The sequence below is a fragment of the Chitinophaga cymbidii genome (assembly GCF_007992715.1).
Lineage (GTDB): Bacteria > Bacteroidota > Bacteroidia > Chitinophagales > Chitinophagaceae > Chitinophaga > Chitinophaga cymbidii.
Genome location: NZ_BKAU01000005.1, coordinates 621,655 through 636,632 on the forward strand (window position 1 = coordinate 621,655; position 14,978 = coordinate 636,632).

Consider the following 14,978-nt stretch of genomic DNA (forward strand, 5'->3'; position numbering starts at 1 on the left):
CTGTTGTTGTTGCAATTTATGTATTTTTACGGCTGCAAAACCGCTATATGGAAAATAAGAACGTGATCCTTACGCAGGAAGCGATTGAAAAGAAGATCGAACGGATTGCTTATGAAATATATGAGCACAACTATAATGAGTCTTCCATTATCCTGGCCGGCATCTGGGACCGTGGCTCCATCCTCACGGCGAAGATCGCGGCGCATCTCCGGCGTATCGCGTCTTTCCATATTGATGTGATGGAAATAAAGCTGGACAAACAGCATCCCCTCGATGTAACATTGTCCCACGAACTTGACTTCAACGGCAAGGTGATCATCCTGATCGATGATGTGGCCAATTCAGGCCGTACCATGTTATACGCCCTCAAACCTTTTTTGCAATTCCTGCCCAAGAAAATACAAACGGCCGTGCTGGTAGACCGCCGGCATAAATCCTTTCCTTTGTCCGTTGACTTTGTCGGGTACAGCCTGGCCACCACGTTGCAGGACATGGTGATGGTAGATGTGAACGGCGAAGAGATCCACTCCGCTTATCTCGTTTAAAAGAATACCGCATGCATCCTGATCCTGCCGGCGCTGTTCACTTCCAGCGCGGGCGCGGGGAATTTGATGCTGTTCAGTATCCGGAACAGTACTTTCAGTCCTTTTTTTCGTGTAGGGATGCGCGTGAAATCGATATCGGGAGAGAGGTAGAATTGACGGGTGCGGTGGATGTGCGCATAGTTGAAATGATGCCCTTCCGCGTCTTCCCATGTATTGTCGTCCGCCGCATACAATCCGTCCGCGCCGTAGCCGATGGCAATGTTCAGCCATTTCGGGAAATTGCTGTCTTTCATAAAAGAAGAGGGGTTGACGGAAAGCCAGTAGGTCTGCGCGTTATAGTCTTTGAGGATGCGTTCCAGCAGGATGTCCCCGAACTGTTCATCCGCGCGGGCGCGCAATATGGGATCGTTATAGCGTTTGCGCGTGGCCGAGAATTTCAGCTGGATGCGTTGCTCGTTCCACAGTAATTCCTGGCTGATCATGGCGGCAGCGCCGGTGGCATTGGCGCCCATGTCGCTCCAGGAAAACCCCCAGTGCGCGGAATGTGCGTCCAGCAATTCTATCACGGACTGGTAAGCAAACCCGCTCATCCCCCCGATCCATATCTGCTGCTTGCGCGGCAGCCCGCTCCACCGCCACAGCTCCCGGCTGTACACCGCGAGCGTGTAGGCGCTGTAGGCATGACCGAATTTATCCACCTGCAGCCATTCGCCAAAATCGTTCAGCGTATGAAAGCTTTTCTTCGGATAATCCTTATACCAGTATTCGTTCAATAAAAACAACGATCCTGTGTATACCGCCGCGGTGGCGGCGCTCAGCCCCCCGACCTTCGCCCTGTTCACCGAATCCCGCTGCGCGCTCAGATTGTGAGCGATGCATAAACAACAAAGGCAAAGCGATAGTACCGCCTTGCCTTTATTAAACGATGTTCGTTGTTGCCGGATCATCCAAGCTTCATATCGTGAATAATATTGGTCACCTTGCCGTCCAGCAGCTGCTCCACTCTTTCGAGGTCGGCCACGCTGTCCAGCGGCTCATGCACGCTGAAGTAAAATTTGATCTTCGGTTCTGTGCCGGAAGGTCTGGCGGAAATGCGGCTGCCGTCTTCCAGCAGGAATTGCAGCACGTTCGATTTCGGAAGATCGATGCTGGTGGTTTCGCCGGTAGCGATATTGGTCACTTTTTGCAGCTGGTAATCGAACAGCTTCACAACAGGTGAGCCGTTGATCGCTTTCGGCGGGTTGTCGCGGTAAACGGTCATCATTTCCGCGATCTCTTCGGCGCCTTTCATGCCTTTTTTGGTGATGGAGATCAGCGATTCTTTGTAGAAGCCGTATTTCAGGTAAATATCGATCAGCTGCTCGAAGAGGGATTTGCCTTCATTCTTCGCGTAGGCGGCCATTTCGCAGATCATGGCTACGGAAGCGATGGCGTCTTTATCCCGCACATTATCACCGATCATATAACCGTAGGATTCTTCGCCGCCGCAGATAAAGTTTTCCGTGGCTTCCTTGCGGCGGATCAGGTCCGCGATCCATTTAAAACCGGTGAGGGTGTTGTAACATTTAATATTGTTGGTGGCGGCGAACACATCGATCAGGTCGGAGGTCACCACGGTTTTGCAGATGTAGTCGTTCGGCTGCGTGAGGCCCTTGCTTTTGCGGGCTTCGATGATGTAGTTGAAAAGCAGCACGGCGGTCTGGTTACCATTGAGCAAAATCCATTTGCCGGTATGATCTTTCACGGCGATGCCTACACGATCGGAATCCGGGTCGGTGCCCAGCAGGATGTCCGCATCCAGGGCAGCGGCTTTTTTCAGGCCGATGCTCATGGCTTCGGATTCTTCCGGGTTCGGATATACAACGGTGGGGAAGTTGCCGTCCGGCTGGGCTTGCTCTTCCACGATATGCACGTTGGTGAAGCCGAAGCGTTTCAGGATCTCGGGCACTAGGGTGATGCCCGTACCGTGGATGGGCGTATATACGATCTTGAGATCGTTTTGTTTGGCCACTATTTCCGGGTATACGCTCAGCCCTTTCAGCATGTTCAGGTATGCTTCGTCGATGTCTTTTCCGATGAGGGTGATGTTCTGCTCCCAACCCGTCCAGTTCACTTCTCCGATGCTGCTGATCTTGTCCACTTCCAGGATCACGTTTTTGTCGTGCGGCGGCACCAGCTGCGCGCCGTCGTTCCAATAAGCTTTATAGCCGTTATATTCCCGCGGGTTATGGGAGGCGGTCACTACCACGCCGGCCTGGCATTGCAGGTGGCGGATGGCGAAGGAAAGCTCCGGGGTGGGACGGAGGCTTTCAAAGAGGAACACCTTGATGCCGTTCGCGGCCATCACATTGGCGGTCACTTCCGCGAAGTAGCGGCTGTTGTTGCGGCTGTCGTGCGCGATAGCCATCTTTATTTCCCCGGTGAATGATTTTTTAAGATAGTTGGCGAATCCCTGCGTGGCCATGCCCACGGTGTATTTGTTCATGCGGTTGGTGCCTACGCCCATTACGCCGCGGAGGCCGCCGGTACCGAATTCCAGGTTACGGTAAAATGCGTCTGTCAGCTCGTCCGGGTTCTCTTTACGGAGTTTTTCAATTGTCGATACGGTTTCGGCGTCATACCCGCCATTCAGCCATTGTTCTACTTTGCTGAGAATGTTTGCATCCATTGTTTAATCTTTTTTGGGCCACGAATTTCGTTAGGGCTGTAAAATAATGAGAAATTGCTGAACCTCCATGTATCTATGCAGATTGAATGTTATTTTTGCGCCATGAGGCGGTACGAAGACAATTACAAGCAAAAAGGACTAAGGAAGCAGCTGGTGGACAACATCCGCCAGAAAGGTATTACGGACGAAAATGTACTGGCAGCCATCAACAACATTCCCCGGCATTATTTCCTGGACACAGCGTTTGAAGGGATCGCGTATGAGGACAGGGCATTTCCGATCGGGGAGGGGCAGACCATCTCGCAACCCTATACCGTGGCTTACCAGACGCAGCTGCTGGAAGTCAAACCTTTTGAAAAGGTGCTGGAGATCGGCACCGGCAGCGCTTACCAGGCATGCGTGCTCGGTGAGCTGAAAGCCAATGTGTACACCATCGAGCGGCAAAAGAAGCTGTTCGAGCAGGTGAAACAATTTCCCTTCAAATCAAAATATCCCACCCTCCGTTTCTTTTACGGGGACGGATATGAAGGATTGCCTACCTATGCTCCGTTCGACAAGGTGCTGGTGACCGCGGCGGCGCCGCATATACCGGACAAGTTGCTGCGGCAGCTGAAGATCGGTGGAAAGATGGTGATACCCGTGGGCGGCCAGGATGTTCAGCGCATGCTGCGCATTACCAAGGTGGGGGAGGATGATTATGAGGAGGAGGTATTTGACAATTTTTCGTTTGTGCCGATGCTTACCGGGAAGAACGGGTAAGACATTAAAAAAGGTCCCGAAGCCATCGGGACCTTTTTATTGCTATTATACTGAAACTACAACTGTGCGTATTAAAAACCCTGGCCGGTATCCATCTGCATCCCCTGCTGGTCTCCGCGGTTGCTCCGGCGTTTGAACAGCTGGGTGTCGAACTTCCCGAAACGGTAGCTGAGGTTCAGCTTCAGGATGCGTGATTCGCGTTTGCGCAGGTAATATTGGGAGAAGGATTCATCCATCTGGTCCATTTCATACTGGCGGGTATTGAACACATCGCTCAGGGAAAGGGTGGCGGAAAGGTTTTTGCCTTTCAGAAAGTCTTTCCGCAGCGCCAGGTCTACCGTATTCATCCCTTTGATCATGCCCTGCGCCGAGGTGGGGATCATCATGAAACCGCCACCGCGTCCGCCGCCGCTGCTGGGCGGCAGGGTGATCGTGGGCGCCTGGTAATTGGCCGTTACCTGGAAGGTGAAATTGGCGGGCAGCTTGGTTTCGGAATTGATCTTCGCCAGCCAGCTGAAACCGCTGTTCCGGATGAAGTTGCCGGTCTTGTCGTTGAACACATCTACTTCCTGCTGATACAGGTTTACGTTGGTCGTAATGTCCCAACCCTTTACGATCTGGTTCTTCACCGTTATCTCCGCGCCGTAGGAAAGGCTTTTGCTGGCATTCACGAAAGTGGAGAGCAGCGAATCCTTGCCGATCACCGTACTGAGGGAAGTGATCAGGTTGTTGGTATTGCGGTAGTAAAGCGATGCGAGCACATTGTGCAGCTTCCAGGTTTTCATGTAGGAAAACTCGAGGCTGTTGGTGTATTCGGGCTTCAGATCGGGATTGCCTTCGCGCTGGTTTTGCGGATCGGTGATGTCCCGGTAGGGGATCAGCTGGAAGAAGTTCGGGCGGGTCACGCGGCGGGAATAGTTCAGCTGCAGTTCCTGTTCTTTCGGGAGCTTGTAGGAGAAATACACGCTTGGAAAGAGGCCGGGCCTTGCTTTCGTTGGATTGAACTTCAGGCTTTCGCTCGGGATCTCGCCCGCGTAAACATACTGCTCCGCCCGCAATCCCAGCTGGTAACCGAAGTTGCCGACTACGTTCGCATAGTTGACGTAAGCCGCGTAGATCTGTTCGTTGTATTTATAGTCGGTGGACAGGCTGTCGATGCGCTCGTCCACACCCGCGTTGTTCCTGTTAAACACATCATAGATGCTGCTGTAGTTGCGGAGGGTAGCTTTTACGCCTGTTTCGAATTTGCCGGTAGTGCCCACGGGGTCTACGTAATCCGCCTGCAGGGTGTAAAAGTCGGTTTTGCCATCGCTATTATTGAACTGGAAGCGCGGATCGCCGATGGGGCTGCCGTTAACGTCCTGCGCCTGCGTGTTAAAGCCGCCGCTGCGTTCATTGCTGCTTTTGTTCATGGAGAAATCGGCCGTCAGCTCCTTGTTCGGTTCGGTGAAAAGATGCTTGAAGCCCGCGGTGGTGGTATAATTGCGGAAGCCAAATTCGTTGTCGGACAGGCGCTGGCTCTGGCCGGTGAATGTTTTGTCCGCATCGCTGAATACGCTGGTCAGGTCTTCATAATTTTTGAAAGACCCGCGCACGATGTTCTGCCCAATGGAGATCGTGTTCCGGTTATCGATGTAATAATCCACCCCCAGCTTTCCAAACTGGAACTGTCCGCCGTTACGGCTGTCGCTGTTCTGCGTGGTGTAGTTGTTGCCGCTGCCCTGTGTTCCGAAATTGGTACGGTCTGTTTGTCCTGATCCCCAGTTGCGGTTCGCATTGAAGTTATAGTTGGCGGAAACGTTCCATTTACCCTGCCGGGCATTGATGTTACCGCCGGCGTTGTATTTATCGTTCGTGCCAACGCCAGCCATCACCATACCGTTAAAACCGGCTTTCTTGTTCTTTTTCAGCACGATGTTGATGATGCCGCTCATGCCTTCCGCGTCGTATTTGGCGGAGGGGTTGGTGATCAGCTCCACGCTTTCGATGGCGTCCGCCGGTATCTGGTCGATCGTTAATGTGCTGGGTTTCCCGTCTACAAAAATATTGGGAGAAGAGTTGCGGACCTTTACGTTCCCGTCGATGTCCACATTCACGGAGGGCACGCTTTTGAGTACGTCCGCCGCGGTGCCGCCCACGCTGGTCAGGTTCCTGTCCACATTGAACACCTTTTTATCAATGCTCATCTGGAAGGCGGTGCGCTGGCCGGTGACTTCCACTTCGGACAGTACTTCGGGATTTGCTTCCAGGCGGATGTTGCCCAGGTCCTGGGAAACGGTTTGGGGCGTTACGGATACTTTTTTGAAAACAGGTTTATAGCCCATGAAGTTGATACGAAGGATGAACTGACCGAAAGGCAGTTGTTCCAGGCTGAAATCGCCATTGGGTTTGCTGAGCATTCCACCTACCACACTGGAATCTTTCTGGCGGAGGAGCGCTACGGAAGCATACTCTACCGCCTGCCTGGTCTTTGCCTCTACCAGCTTACCGTACACATGACCGATCTGGGGCATCGCCGCGCGTTGCTGCCCGCCTGCACCGGCGCCGGGTCTTGCGCCCTGGGGTGCCTGCGCGGCAGCGTACGTCTGCATCACAAGTGATCCAATCAATAAAACGAACAATTTTTTCATCTGTTATTTATGTGGTTTTTTACGGGCAAGATGGAACCTTACCGGTTTCATCCTGAATTTTTCTTTAACTCTGATTTAGACGTTGTTTTTGAAAAGAGTATTTGCCCGCACAAAAGTAGGTGCAATCACGCTCGCTCCGGGGACAAAGTGATAAAGGGAAAGGAAAAAGGGACGAATGCGGTTAAAACAATGGTAGAAGGCGTTAACATTATTTAACACAGTGTGGGCGTACGTTTCGGGGGAATAAGGCGTCCGCTGCTACACCATGGCTATCAGCAACTGCAGGCATCCTGTAACAAACCCGATACCGGCGCCGAGCCAACCCATTTTTGCAAGGCCGCCGCCCAGCTGGTTGTGCAATCCTGCTTCCACCTGTTCCACGGAAAGGCCCGCTACTTTGGACGAAACAATCCGTTGCAGGTCCAGCTCGTTCTGCACGTTTTCAAGATACTGGCCGATCAGTTTCGGAAAGAGCAGGTCCAGCTCCGCCGCCAGGGTGGTTTTTATCTGGAGGATGGTGCTGTCGCCAATGAACATGGATATCATCGGCATTGTTTCCGGCAATTTTTTACGGAGGAAATGTTCCAGGTGCTCTTCCACCAGCGGTTTGATCGCGCTGATCTTTTCCGGGTCCGTTAACTTCCGCCGGATGTCATCAAAAGAAAAGAACTGTTCCGACACCATTTTTCCGAGTTCCGCGGCAAGGCGCTGCTGCTGCCGGGGAAAGATCCCCTGCAGGGTGAGCACGCCCAGGTTCACCGGCTTTACCGGGTGAAAGATCAGCCATACCGCCGCCCGGCTGGTCAGCCAGCCGGCAAATGCGCCGAGAAAAGGAATCAGGTAAAGTAACATAGCAATGCTGTATTATATACAATAAAAAATGGCCTCCATTTTTACAGAGACCATCTTTGAAAGGTGGGTGACTGAGGGGTTTCGAACCCCCGACCCTCAGAACCACAATCTGATGCTCTAACCAACTGAGCTACAGCCACCGTGTCGTATTTTGTGGAGTGCAAAGTTAACGTAATTCGTTTTCAATTTCCAAATGTCAGGTAAAAATCTTTTTTGATTATAGATGTTTTTTTTGACGAGGATAACTAACTGATGCTAAGAGCAAAATTCGCCCGCCGAAAACCACCCCAGAAACAGGTGAGTTATGCACAGGATTTCCCCAAAAAATACCTTATCTTTGCGTTTCGCAATTCACCCGAAAACTTACTAGCCCAGCATGCGAAGTGCTGGGCTTTTTGTTTTTATAAGGCAAAGGATAATTATATAGTAGATTGAAGTACAACTAATTATGCATATGGATCAACTGAAATTGAAATTACAGGAGTATTACCAGCATTATCAGCAACTGGACAAAAAGCCCAGGAAAGCAGCAGGTACAGCAGTGAATAACCGCGTAGAGGAAATGGAAAGCGATATTCTGACCCAGTTCGGTTTACCGGTATCGAAACGCTTCGTACAGATCCTGCACGATTTTGTGCATCACAGTGTGGTGAACGACCAGTTGCTGGACTATGTCAGCCGCAAACTGAGAACGGCTGCGCGCCGTTATCTGCTGTCGCCGGTCATGAGCGATCTGGACCAGCTGACGCAGGCGCGTGATCAGAAGAAAAGTCCGTACGACGTGTTGCCGGAACTCGGCTGCCCGGTGCATGACTATGCTATTTTCCTGGTAGGGGAGTTACTGTACCGCCGTAACATGACGCCGCAGGACATCCTGGATGAGCTGAAGCGGGTGCAGCTGCACCGCGCCTGGGAAGACCTGCAGGTGCTCGGCAAAGTGCACAACTATTCCAGCCACGAACTGTACGCAAAGCTGAAAAAACAGGGGCTCCGGTTTGTGGATGATTTTATCCAGCAGCTGCGCCGCCAGGAGGTGGCCAAGCCGCAGAACAAGCGCCTGACGCCGGCGGAAGAAGGATACAAGCCGAATTACCAGACCATCTCGAAAGTGCAGATAGAAGATATCGTGTTCGATGACAAGACCACGCCCAGTCTTTTCGGCAAGATCCGCAGCGGCAGAAGCTATTCGCGCATTACCATCGGGCTGGAATTTTCCGAACTGAACCAGCTTTTGATGAGCAGCGGCGAGCTTGGCGTGGAGATCAGCAACGCTATTAAGAAACGCCTGGCTAACCGCAGCGCGGAAAAACCAATGGTGATCGACATCAAGGCGGAGTTTGGCGAGCCGCTGAAGCTGGACAATTGTTATCTCGAAGTCTACAAGCCGCAGCATAAAGAAGATGGTAAATGGACGGAGGACAAGGACGCTTTTTATTTTGTGGACAAGATCCTTTCCAAAAAGGAGTTCGACAAGAAAGCGAAGGAAGCGGAAGTGAAAACGAAGATCCAGGAATGCCTGGAGCTGATCGGCGGGTCTTACGTTTATTACCAGCGCCTGCGCCGCCTGGGCATCACGGACGATGAAGCCAAGCTGCGGGCCGGCTTGCAGGACGAGCTGCTGTTCAAACTGAGTTTTTACCTGAACAAGCTGAAGGATTAACGGGCTTTTTCAGGCAATAAAAAAACGGGGCATGGTTCAATGCCCCGTTTTTTTGTTTTTAGAAGTTCTTTTCTACCCGTCCAACTCTGCCGTACTGGTCCATTGCTTCCAGCACTACGTGATAGTTCTTTGTAAAGTCGTTGTTATAGAACGTGAAGCGGGCGGTATTGTTCGTTGTGTCGATCTTCAGGTTCGCGTTCCAGTAGAGCGTCAGGCGCTTGTCGGGCAGGCGGTGCACTTCTTTCTTCACGGCATAATCCGGGTTGTAGAATTCTTTCAGGATGCGGTAGCCGCCTTTCTTCATCATTTCCATGCCTTTGGCGGTAGGATCGGGACGGGAATCGCCGCCTCTGCGGGTCCATATCGCGATGGCGCCATTCGCGCCGCCGAAGCCTCCCATGAAGGGCGGGCGGTATACTTTGATCAGCGCTACGTCCGCCATGGGAATGTTTGCTACGGTTTGTATGTCCACCGGCATCTGGTCCAGGAACACGCCGGGAGCGCCGCCGCGCCAGGAGAGGGATGGGCTGTTGATATCGCCGTTGATCTGCAGGCCGGGCACCCTGGCCTGGAGGTACTGGAATACGTTGAAGGAAGTGGGATTTTCCTGCGTCAGATCAAAAGTATAACCATTGTCGCTGGAGAACATGCCGGTAGCGTAACGTTTGTCCGTACTCTCCGCCGCGGTAGGTTTTTTCGCGTTGATGTTCACTTCTTTCAGGTAGATGGTGCGGTTCGTGATCGTGCGGTTCACGCTGTTGCCTTCGCTGACCGTTGCCAGGTAATTCTTCAGTATGCGGCTGTCGACAGGCGGCGGCGGTAACAACGGCATCGGCGTTTTAACCGGCGCATATATGTCAAAGAAGTGGCGGTCGAATTCCACATCTACATCTTTCCATTTTTTATTGGCCATATTTCCCTGGAAGTAGATATTGGCCGTATCGCTGAAGAGCATGTTCTCCAGCAGGAACCGCCCTTTGGAATCCACCGGTGCGGAGGCGATGGCGGTGGAGCTGTCTACCGGTATGCGGATGAGGAAGCTCACCTGTCCGTCCGTCATCGGATTGCGGCCGGTCGTAAAGGCGGTGCCGGTGATGGAAATGCCCTGTTCGTACGGGTAACGTATTTCCGGGTATTTGTCGTTGATGATCTCCTCCCAGGAAAAGCGCCGCCATCCGTTGGTGAGCATCACAAGATCGAGCGCCTGCAAGGTGCTGGCGCTGTCGTTGCGGAAGTACCAGTAAGGGTTGTGCACATAACCATGCAGGTCGGATGTGAGCAGCCCGTGCGTGATGATATTGTTGGCGTTGGGGTCCCTCGGCACCTGGTCGGCGTCAGTAACGGATACGCTTACACGGCCTCTCATGGAATCGGGTACCTGCAATACCAGTTCTGTTCTTTCACGCGGTCCTTTATTGAGTTCCTGCGGGTCCAGGAAGAAGTCCAGCGTATCGGTCTTCTGGTTGATGTATACGATGCGCTCGCTCAGCGGGCGGCCCGTTTTGTCGAATATCGTCAGTTGCAGGATGCCGGAGGGCAGGTCTTTGGCGGGTATCAGCCCGCTTACTTTTCCTTCCTCGATGTTCAGCATGGCCCTGTACACCATCTGGTTCTGCATCTGCGCGACCAGCATCAGTTCATTGTGACTGGTATCCAGTCCGTGATAGCCTGTAAGATAAAAAACGCGGGCGCCGCGGTTGAATACTTTCAGCGCAAGCCCGGATGCTTTCACAGCGGGCAGCGGGAAGTTCTTTTGCTGGCCGCTGGCGGATTGCACCACTGCTTTGTAGGTTTCGCCTGCTACCGGTTTCAGCTCAAAGGAGCCCATGCCGTCATGCACCGTTTCTATCACCGCTACCTGTTCATCTTTGCTGTTGCGCACTACGCCGGCTACTTTGATAGGGTAGCCGTTTTCGTCGATGGCCTTGAAGGCCACGGTGCTGTTCACTTCCTGGATGAGGTCGCCGCCTTCAGGGAAAAACTGCACCGAATAATTCTTGGCGGCGGGCTTTTCGGTGGCGGCGGTATTCTTTGGATCGAGGATCTGTATGTTGCGGTAAAAAAGGAAGGTGGAATCGAAGTTGAGCATCCAGGCGGTATATGCTCTCACCTGATAAAGTCCGGGCTTGATGCTTTCCGGCAGCTGGAACTCGCCGGCCGCGCCGCCTTCATAAGCCAGCACCAGCTCTTTCTGCACAACAGCGCCTTTCGCGTCCCGCAGCTCCGCATAAAGGTTGCGGGCGCCGAGGGCGGGCAGGTTGTTCAGCGTAATATATGCGGAGAACCACATGGTTTCCCCCGGGGCATAATAATCTTTGTCGAAGTGGAGGTAAACCTTCTCCTGCGGATAGTTTTGCGTGAATTTCTGTAGTGCGAGTACGATCCTGTCCGTCCAGTCATCAGGTAATTTAAAACCCATTGCTCCCCAGGTACCGGTGGCCAGGAGGCCGACGATCAACAGGTTACGTAGTTTAAGCAGGGACTTGCGTTGCATGGCGTTGGCTGTCTTTTAAAGACAACAAGATAATGAATTACGAATAATTAGTAGAAAGGAATTATCAGATTTTAACATTTCCTTTTTGGGCTATTAAGTGCGAAATTCGCCGCAATATGATGCAGAAAGATGAAAAAGGCATGAACAGGCTGGTAGTGATCGGGGGCGGAGCGGCCGGTTTCTTTTGCGCGGTGAATGCGGCAAGGCTGCATCCGCAACTGGAAGTACGCCTGCTGGAAAAAACGAACAAGCTGTTATCCAAAGTGAAAGTTTCCGGCGGCGGGCGCTGCAATGTAACGCATGCGCTGAGCAGCATCCCGGAGATGGCGAAGCGTTATCCCCGCGGCACGCAGTTCCTCAAAAAATCTTTCGTCCGCTTTTTCGTGCCGGACACGGTCCGCTGGTTCGGCGAAAGAGGCGTACAGCTGAAAACCGAGGATGACGGGAGGATGTTCCCGGTAACGGACAGCTCGCAGACGATCATCGACTGCCTCTTGCGGGAAGCGGACCGGTATGGCGTGAAGGTGCAGATGCAGTCGGAAGTATCGGGGATCACCCGGCGAGGGGAGGAGTGGATCATTCAATTGCGGGATGGCAATACCATTTCCGCCCGTTACGTTTGTGTGGCGGCCGGAGGATATGCGCAGGCTGAGAAGTTCGGCTGGTTGCGGGAGCTGGGGCATACGATAGAGCCGCCGGCGCCTTCGCTGTTTACGTTCAACATGCCGCAAAATCCCGTTACAGCGTTGATGGGCGTGTCTGTACCGGATGCACAGCTGAAGATCGCGGGTTTGAAGCTGCAGGAATCCGGCCCGCTGCTGATCACGCATTGGGGAATGAGCGGGCCCGCGGTATTGCGTTTGTCCGCCTGGGGCGCGCGCCTGCTGCAAAGCCTGCAATATACGTTCACGTTACTGGTCAACTGGCTGCCAGCCTATCATGAAAGCTCGCTGCGCGATGCCTGGCCGGAGCTGCGGTTGAGCATGGGCGGACAAATGATCTATACCAAAAATCCCTTCGGCCTGCCGCAACGGCTCTGGCATTTTCTCTTACAACAGTCAGGCATAAACGAAAATGCACGGTGGGCCGAGCTGCCCGCCAAAGAGCAGAACAAACTGATCCGCTGCCTCACGGGCATGGAGTTCCCGGTGAAAGGAAAAACAACATTCAAGGAAGAATTTGTGACCTGCGGCGGCGTCCGCCTGTCCGAGATCAATCCGGATACGATGGAAAGCAGGATGGTACCCGGTTTATTCTTTGCCGGTGAAGTGATGGATGTGGACGGTATTACGGGGGGATTTAATTTCCAGCATGCGTGGACGAGCGGGTGGATAGCGGCGGGGTTAAAACAAACTGATCCCCACCTGCCAGCCCAGCCAGGCGCCCTTTCCGGCCGATAGCTTCGGATCTTTGAATTTCTCGCTGTAGGAAACCGCCGGCCCCGCATGCACAGAAAACCACTTCGCCGGCTGAAAGTGCGCGAAGGGCTGAAACCGGTACACCTGTCCGAGTGACTTCCATGAAGAAGAAAAGATGTTCTGCTGTAATACTTCCGCCGTTACCGAGAACCGCCGGTTGATATCGAATACATGCCCGATCCCCAACCCCAGCGCGTGCCGCTTCTCCCCGGGATCATAACCGCCCGCCAGCATCGTGTAGAACTTGCGGAGGCCGCTTTTGAAACTAAGCTGCACCGGCATAAACTCGTTTGCAGCGACCGACAATTTATAATATCCGCCTCTCCTGACAATGTTCACCAGCCCAATGCCATAACCGGAAGAAGTATCCGCGATGTTGATCGCGCCGATCTGCATGCCTTTCAGATGACGGGCATAATTAAAAAGCAGGCCCAATTGCAAGCCGCGCACGGTGCCTTTGCTGTGATTGGCCAGTGCCGCGATCTGTGCGCCATGCAGACTGTCCCCTGCATTATTGGCTACACCGGCGAGCTGCAAGCCGTTAAATGATTTTCCCGTATGATTGAACACGCCCGCGATGGCCGCGCCGGTCTGACCGCCATGATTGAAGTTGCCAAGCCCCGCCGCCTGTATTCCGCCGGCAGGCCCATCAACATAATTCATCAACCCCGCCGCCTGTAATCCGCCGGCAGGCCCGTCCACATAATTCATCAGCCCCGCCGCCTGTAATCCGCTGGCAGGCCCGTCCACATAATTCAGCAATCCCGCCGCCTGTATTCCCTGCATGCTGTCCGCCGCCGTATTGATCAACCCCGCAAACTGCGCCCCCCGCATCTTTCTGCCGGAGCGGTTGATCAGCCCTGCCGCCTGCATGCCCGTCATATCCCCGAGCGCACGGTTCAGTAAGCCGGCAACCTGCGCGCCCGTCACCGTATCATTGGCGATGTTCATGACGCCCGCCGCCTGTGAGCCGTTGACGGATTTCATCACATGGTTTACACCACCTGCCGCCTGTCCGCCTGTCATGCTGCCGCCGACGATGTTGAAGATACCCGCGGCCTGTACGTACTGCACATCTCTTTTGTTGATATTGAACCCGCCCGCTACTTCCGCGCCGTCCAGCCCCGCGGAATAGCCGCCTACGAGGTTCAGCGACACCTTGTTCACCACCTGGCCCGCCATTTTTCCGTGCGAGCCCACAGATGGAACGATCGATGACTGGAAAGGCTTGCTGGCAAAGAACTTCGAAATGTTCTGCGTCTGCCTTCTCAATCCCTCGGAAAGCAAGCGTTTGCCGATCCATGTTTTGTCCACCTGGTCCGATACCGTGAATTCCTTCAGCAGTACAGGTTTGGCGGGAGCGATGGTCAGTGATATTTCGCGGTCGAAGCCCGGCATTACATACAGGGCGGTGTCCATGTACAGTTCTTTGCTTACCGTCAGCTGCACCGAAGGCTGCCGCCCGCGGTCCTTTAACCGGAGGTGAAAGTATCCCGATCCGTCGGTAAACGTGGAAAGCAGTGTGGCCCGTTCGTAGATGCTGGCGTTGGATACGGCCTGACCGTTTTCGCGGTCGCGCACATATCCGCTGATGATGTAATTCCGTTCGCGGAAGCCTTCCGCGCGCCGGAGGATGATGTTGTCGCCGGATTCCACGTACTGGATGCCTGCGTTGAACAGAAGGTCCAGCACTTGTTTGATGCTTTTATGGCTCACGTTGAGGGTTACGAGGCTGTCTTTGCGGAAAGGCGCGCCGATATACGAAAAATTCACCCGGCCCTGGCGGGAGATCTGCTGCAATACAGTATCCACCGGCTGATTGTGGACCCGGATGGAAACGGTTTTGCCGAGCGGCTGCTGGGCGAACGCCCCGGTGGCTGACAGTACGCAGGATGTTATAAGGAGAATGCTTTTCAATACGACGGAGGGTTTGTACATAGCGGGCGCCGGAA

The 14,978-nt window shown here is 53.5% G+C and carries 10 protein-coding genes and 1 tRNA gene; 4 read left to right on the forward strand and 7 right to left on the reverse strand.

The genetic code is table 11. The features are described 5' to 3' along the window. Positions 1-47 precede the first annotated feature (47 nt). A complete protein-coding gene (locus CCY01nite_RS21155; RefSeq protein ID WP_146865963.1) occupies positions 48-545 on the forward strand; it encodes a phosphoribosyltransferase family protein in 498 nt (165 codons plus the stop codon). On the opposite strand, the gene CCY01nite_RS21160 is transcribed toward CCY01nite_RS21155, so the two are convergent. Beyond that, positions 542-1,492, reverse strand: coding sequence for a DUF2279 domain-containing protein (locus CCY01nite_RS21160; protein WP_146865965.1), 951 nt, complete (start codon positions 1,490-1,492; stop codon positions 542-544). The genes CCY01nite_RS21155 and CCY01nite_RS21160 overlap by 4 nt on opposite strands. Next, positions 1,489-3,213, reverse strand: coding sequence for a phospho-sugar mutase (locus CCY01nite_RS21165; protein ID WP_146865967.1), 1,725 nt, complete (start codon positions 3,211-3,213; stop codon positions 1,489-1,491). Before CCY01nite_RS21165 ends, CCY01nite_RS21160 begins: the two co-directional genes overlap by 4 nt. Before the next feature lie 102 nt (positions 3,214-3,315). On the opposite strand from CCY01nite_RS21165, the gene CCY01nite_RS21170 reads away from it, so the two are divergent. Next, entirely contained in the window at positions 3,316-3,972 is a 657-nt protein-coding gene (locus CCY01nite_RS21170; protein ID WP_146865969.1) for a protein-L-isoaspartate(D-aspartate) O-methyltransferase, read from the forward strand. Positions 3,973-4,043: 71 nt separating this feature from the next. Here CCY01nite_RS21170 and CCY01nite_RS21175 read toward each other — a convergent pair whose 3' ends face one another. The 3 genes from CCY01nite_RS21175 to CCY01nite_RS21185 all read right to left on the reverse strand — a co-directional run bounded on the left by CCY01nite_RS21175 (position 4,044) and on the right by CCY01nite_RS21185 (position 7,594). Continuing rightward, a complete protein-coding gene (locus tag CCY01nite_RS21175; RefSeq protein ID WP_146865971.1) occupies positions 4,044-6,602 on the reverse strand; it encodes a TonB-dependent receptor in 2,559 nt (852 codons plus the stop codon). A 258-nt stretch (positions 6,603-6,860) separates the two neighbouring features. Further along, positions 6,861-7,454, reverse strand: coding sequence for a DUF445 domain-containing protein (locus tag CCY01nite_RS21180; RefSeq protein ID WP_146865973.1), 594 nt, complete (start codon positions 7,452-7,454; stop codon positions 6,861-6,863). A gap of 66 nt (positions 7,455-7,520) precedes the next feature. Continuing rightward, positions 7,521-7,594 (reverse strand) — tRNA-His (locus tag CCY01nite_RS21185). Positions 7,595-7,908: 314 nt separating this feature from the next. On the opposite strand from CCY01nite_RS21185, the gene CCY01nite_RS21190 reads away from it, so the two are divergent. Continuing rightward, on the forward strand, positions 7,909-9,114 hold the full coding sequence (locus tag CCY01nite_RS21190) for a hypothetical protein (protein ID WP_146865975.1): 1,206 nt from the start codon (positions 7,909-7,911) through the stop codon (positions 9,112-9,114). 58 nt (positions 9,115-9,172) lie between these two features. On the opposite strand, the gene CCY01nite_RS21195 is transcribed toward CCY01nite_RS21190, so the two are convergent. Beyond that, complete coding sequence (locus tag CCY01nite_RS21195; protein WP_146865977.1) at positions 9,173-11,608, reverse strand: MG2 domain-containing protein; 2,436 nt, start codon at positions 11,606-11,608, stop codon at positions 9,173-9,175. Between the two features lie 116 nt (positions 11,609-11,724). Here CCY01nite_RS21195 and CCY01nite_RS21200 point away from each other — a divergent pair, with 116 nt between their 5' ends. Further along, entirely contained in the window at positions 11,725-13,008 is a 1,284-nt protein-coding gene (locus CCY01nite_RS21200; RefSeq protein ID WP_246129996.1) for a BaiN/RdsA family NAD(P)/FAD-dependent oxidoreductase, read from the forward strand. Here CCY01nite_RS21200 and CCY01nite_RS21205 read toward each other — a convergent pair. Continuing rightward, positions 12,952-14,943, reverse strand: a complete 1,992-nt coding sequence (locus CCY01nite_RS21205; RefSeq protein WP_146865979.1) for an STN and carboxypeptidase regulatory-like domain-containing protein — start codon at positions 14,941-14,943, stop codon at positions 12,952-12,954. The two genes, CCY01nite_RS21200 and CCY01nite_RS21205, sit on opposite strands and share 57 nt — an antisense overlap. Positions 14,944-14,978 lie beyond the last annotated feature (35 nt).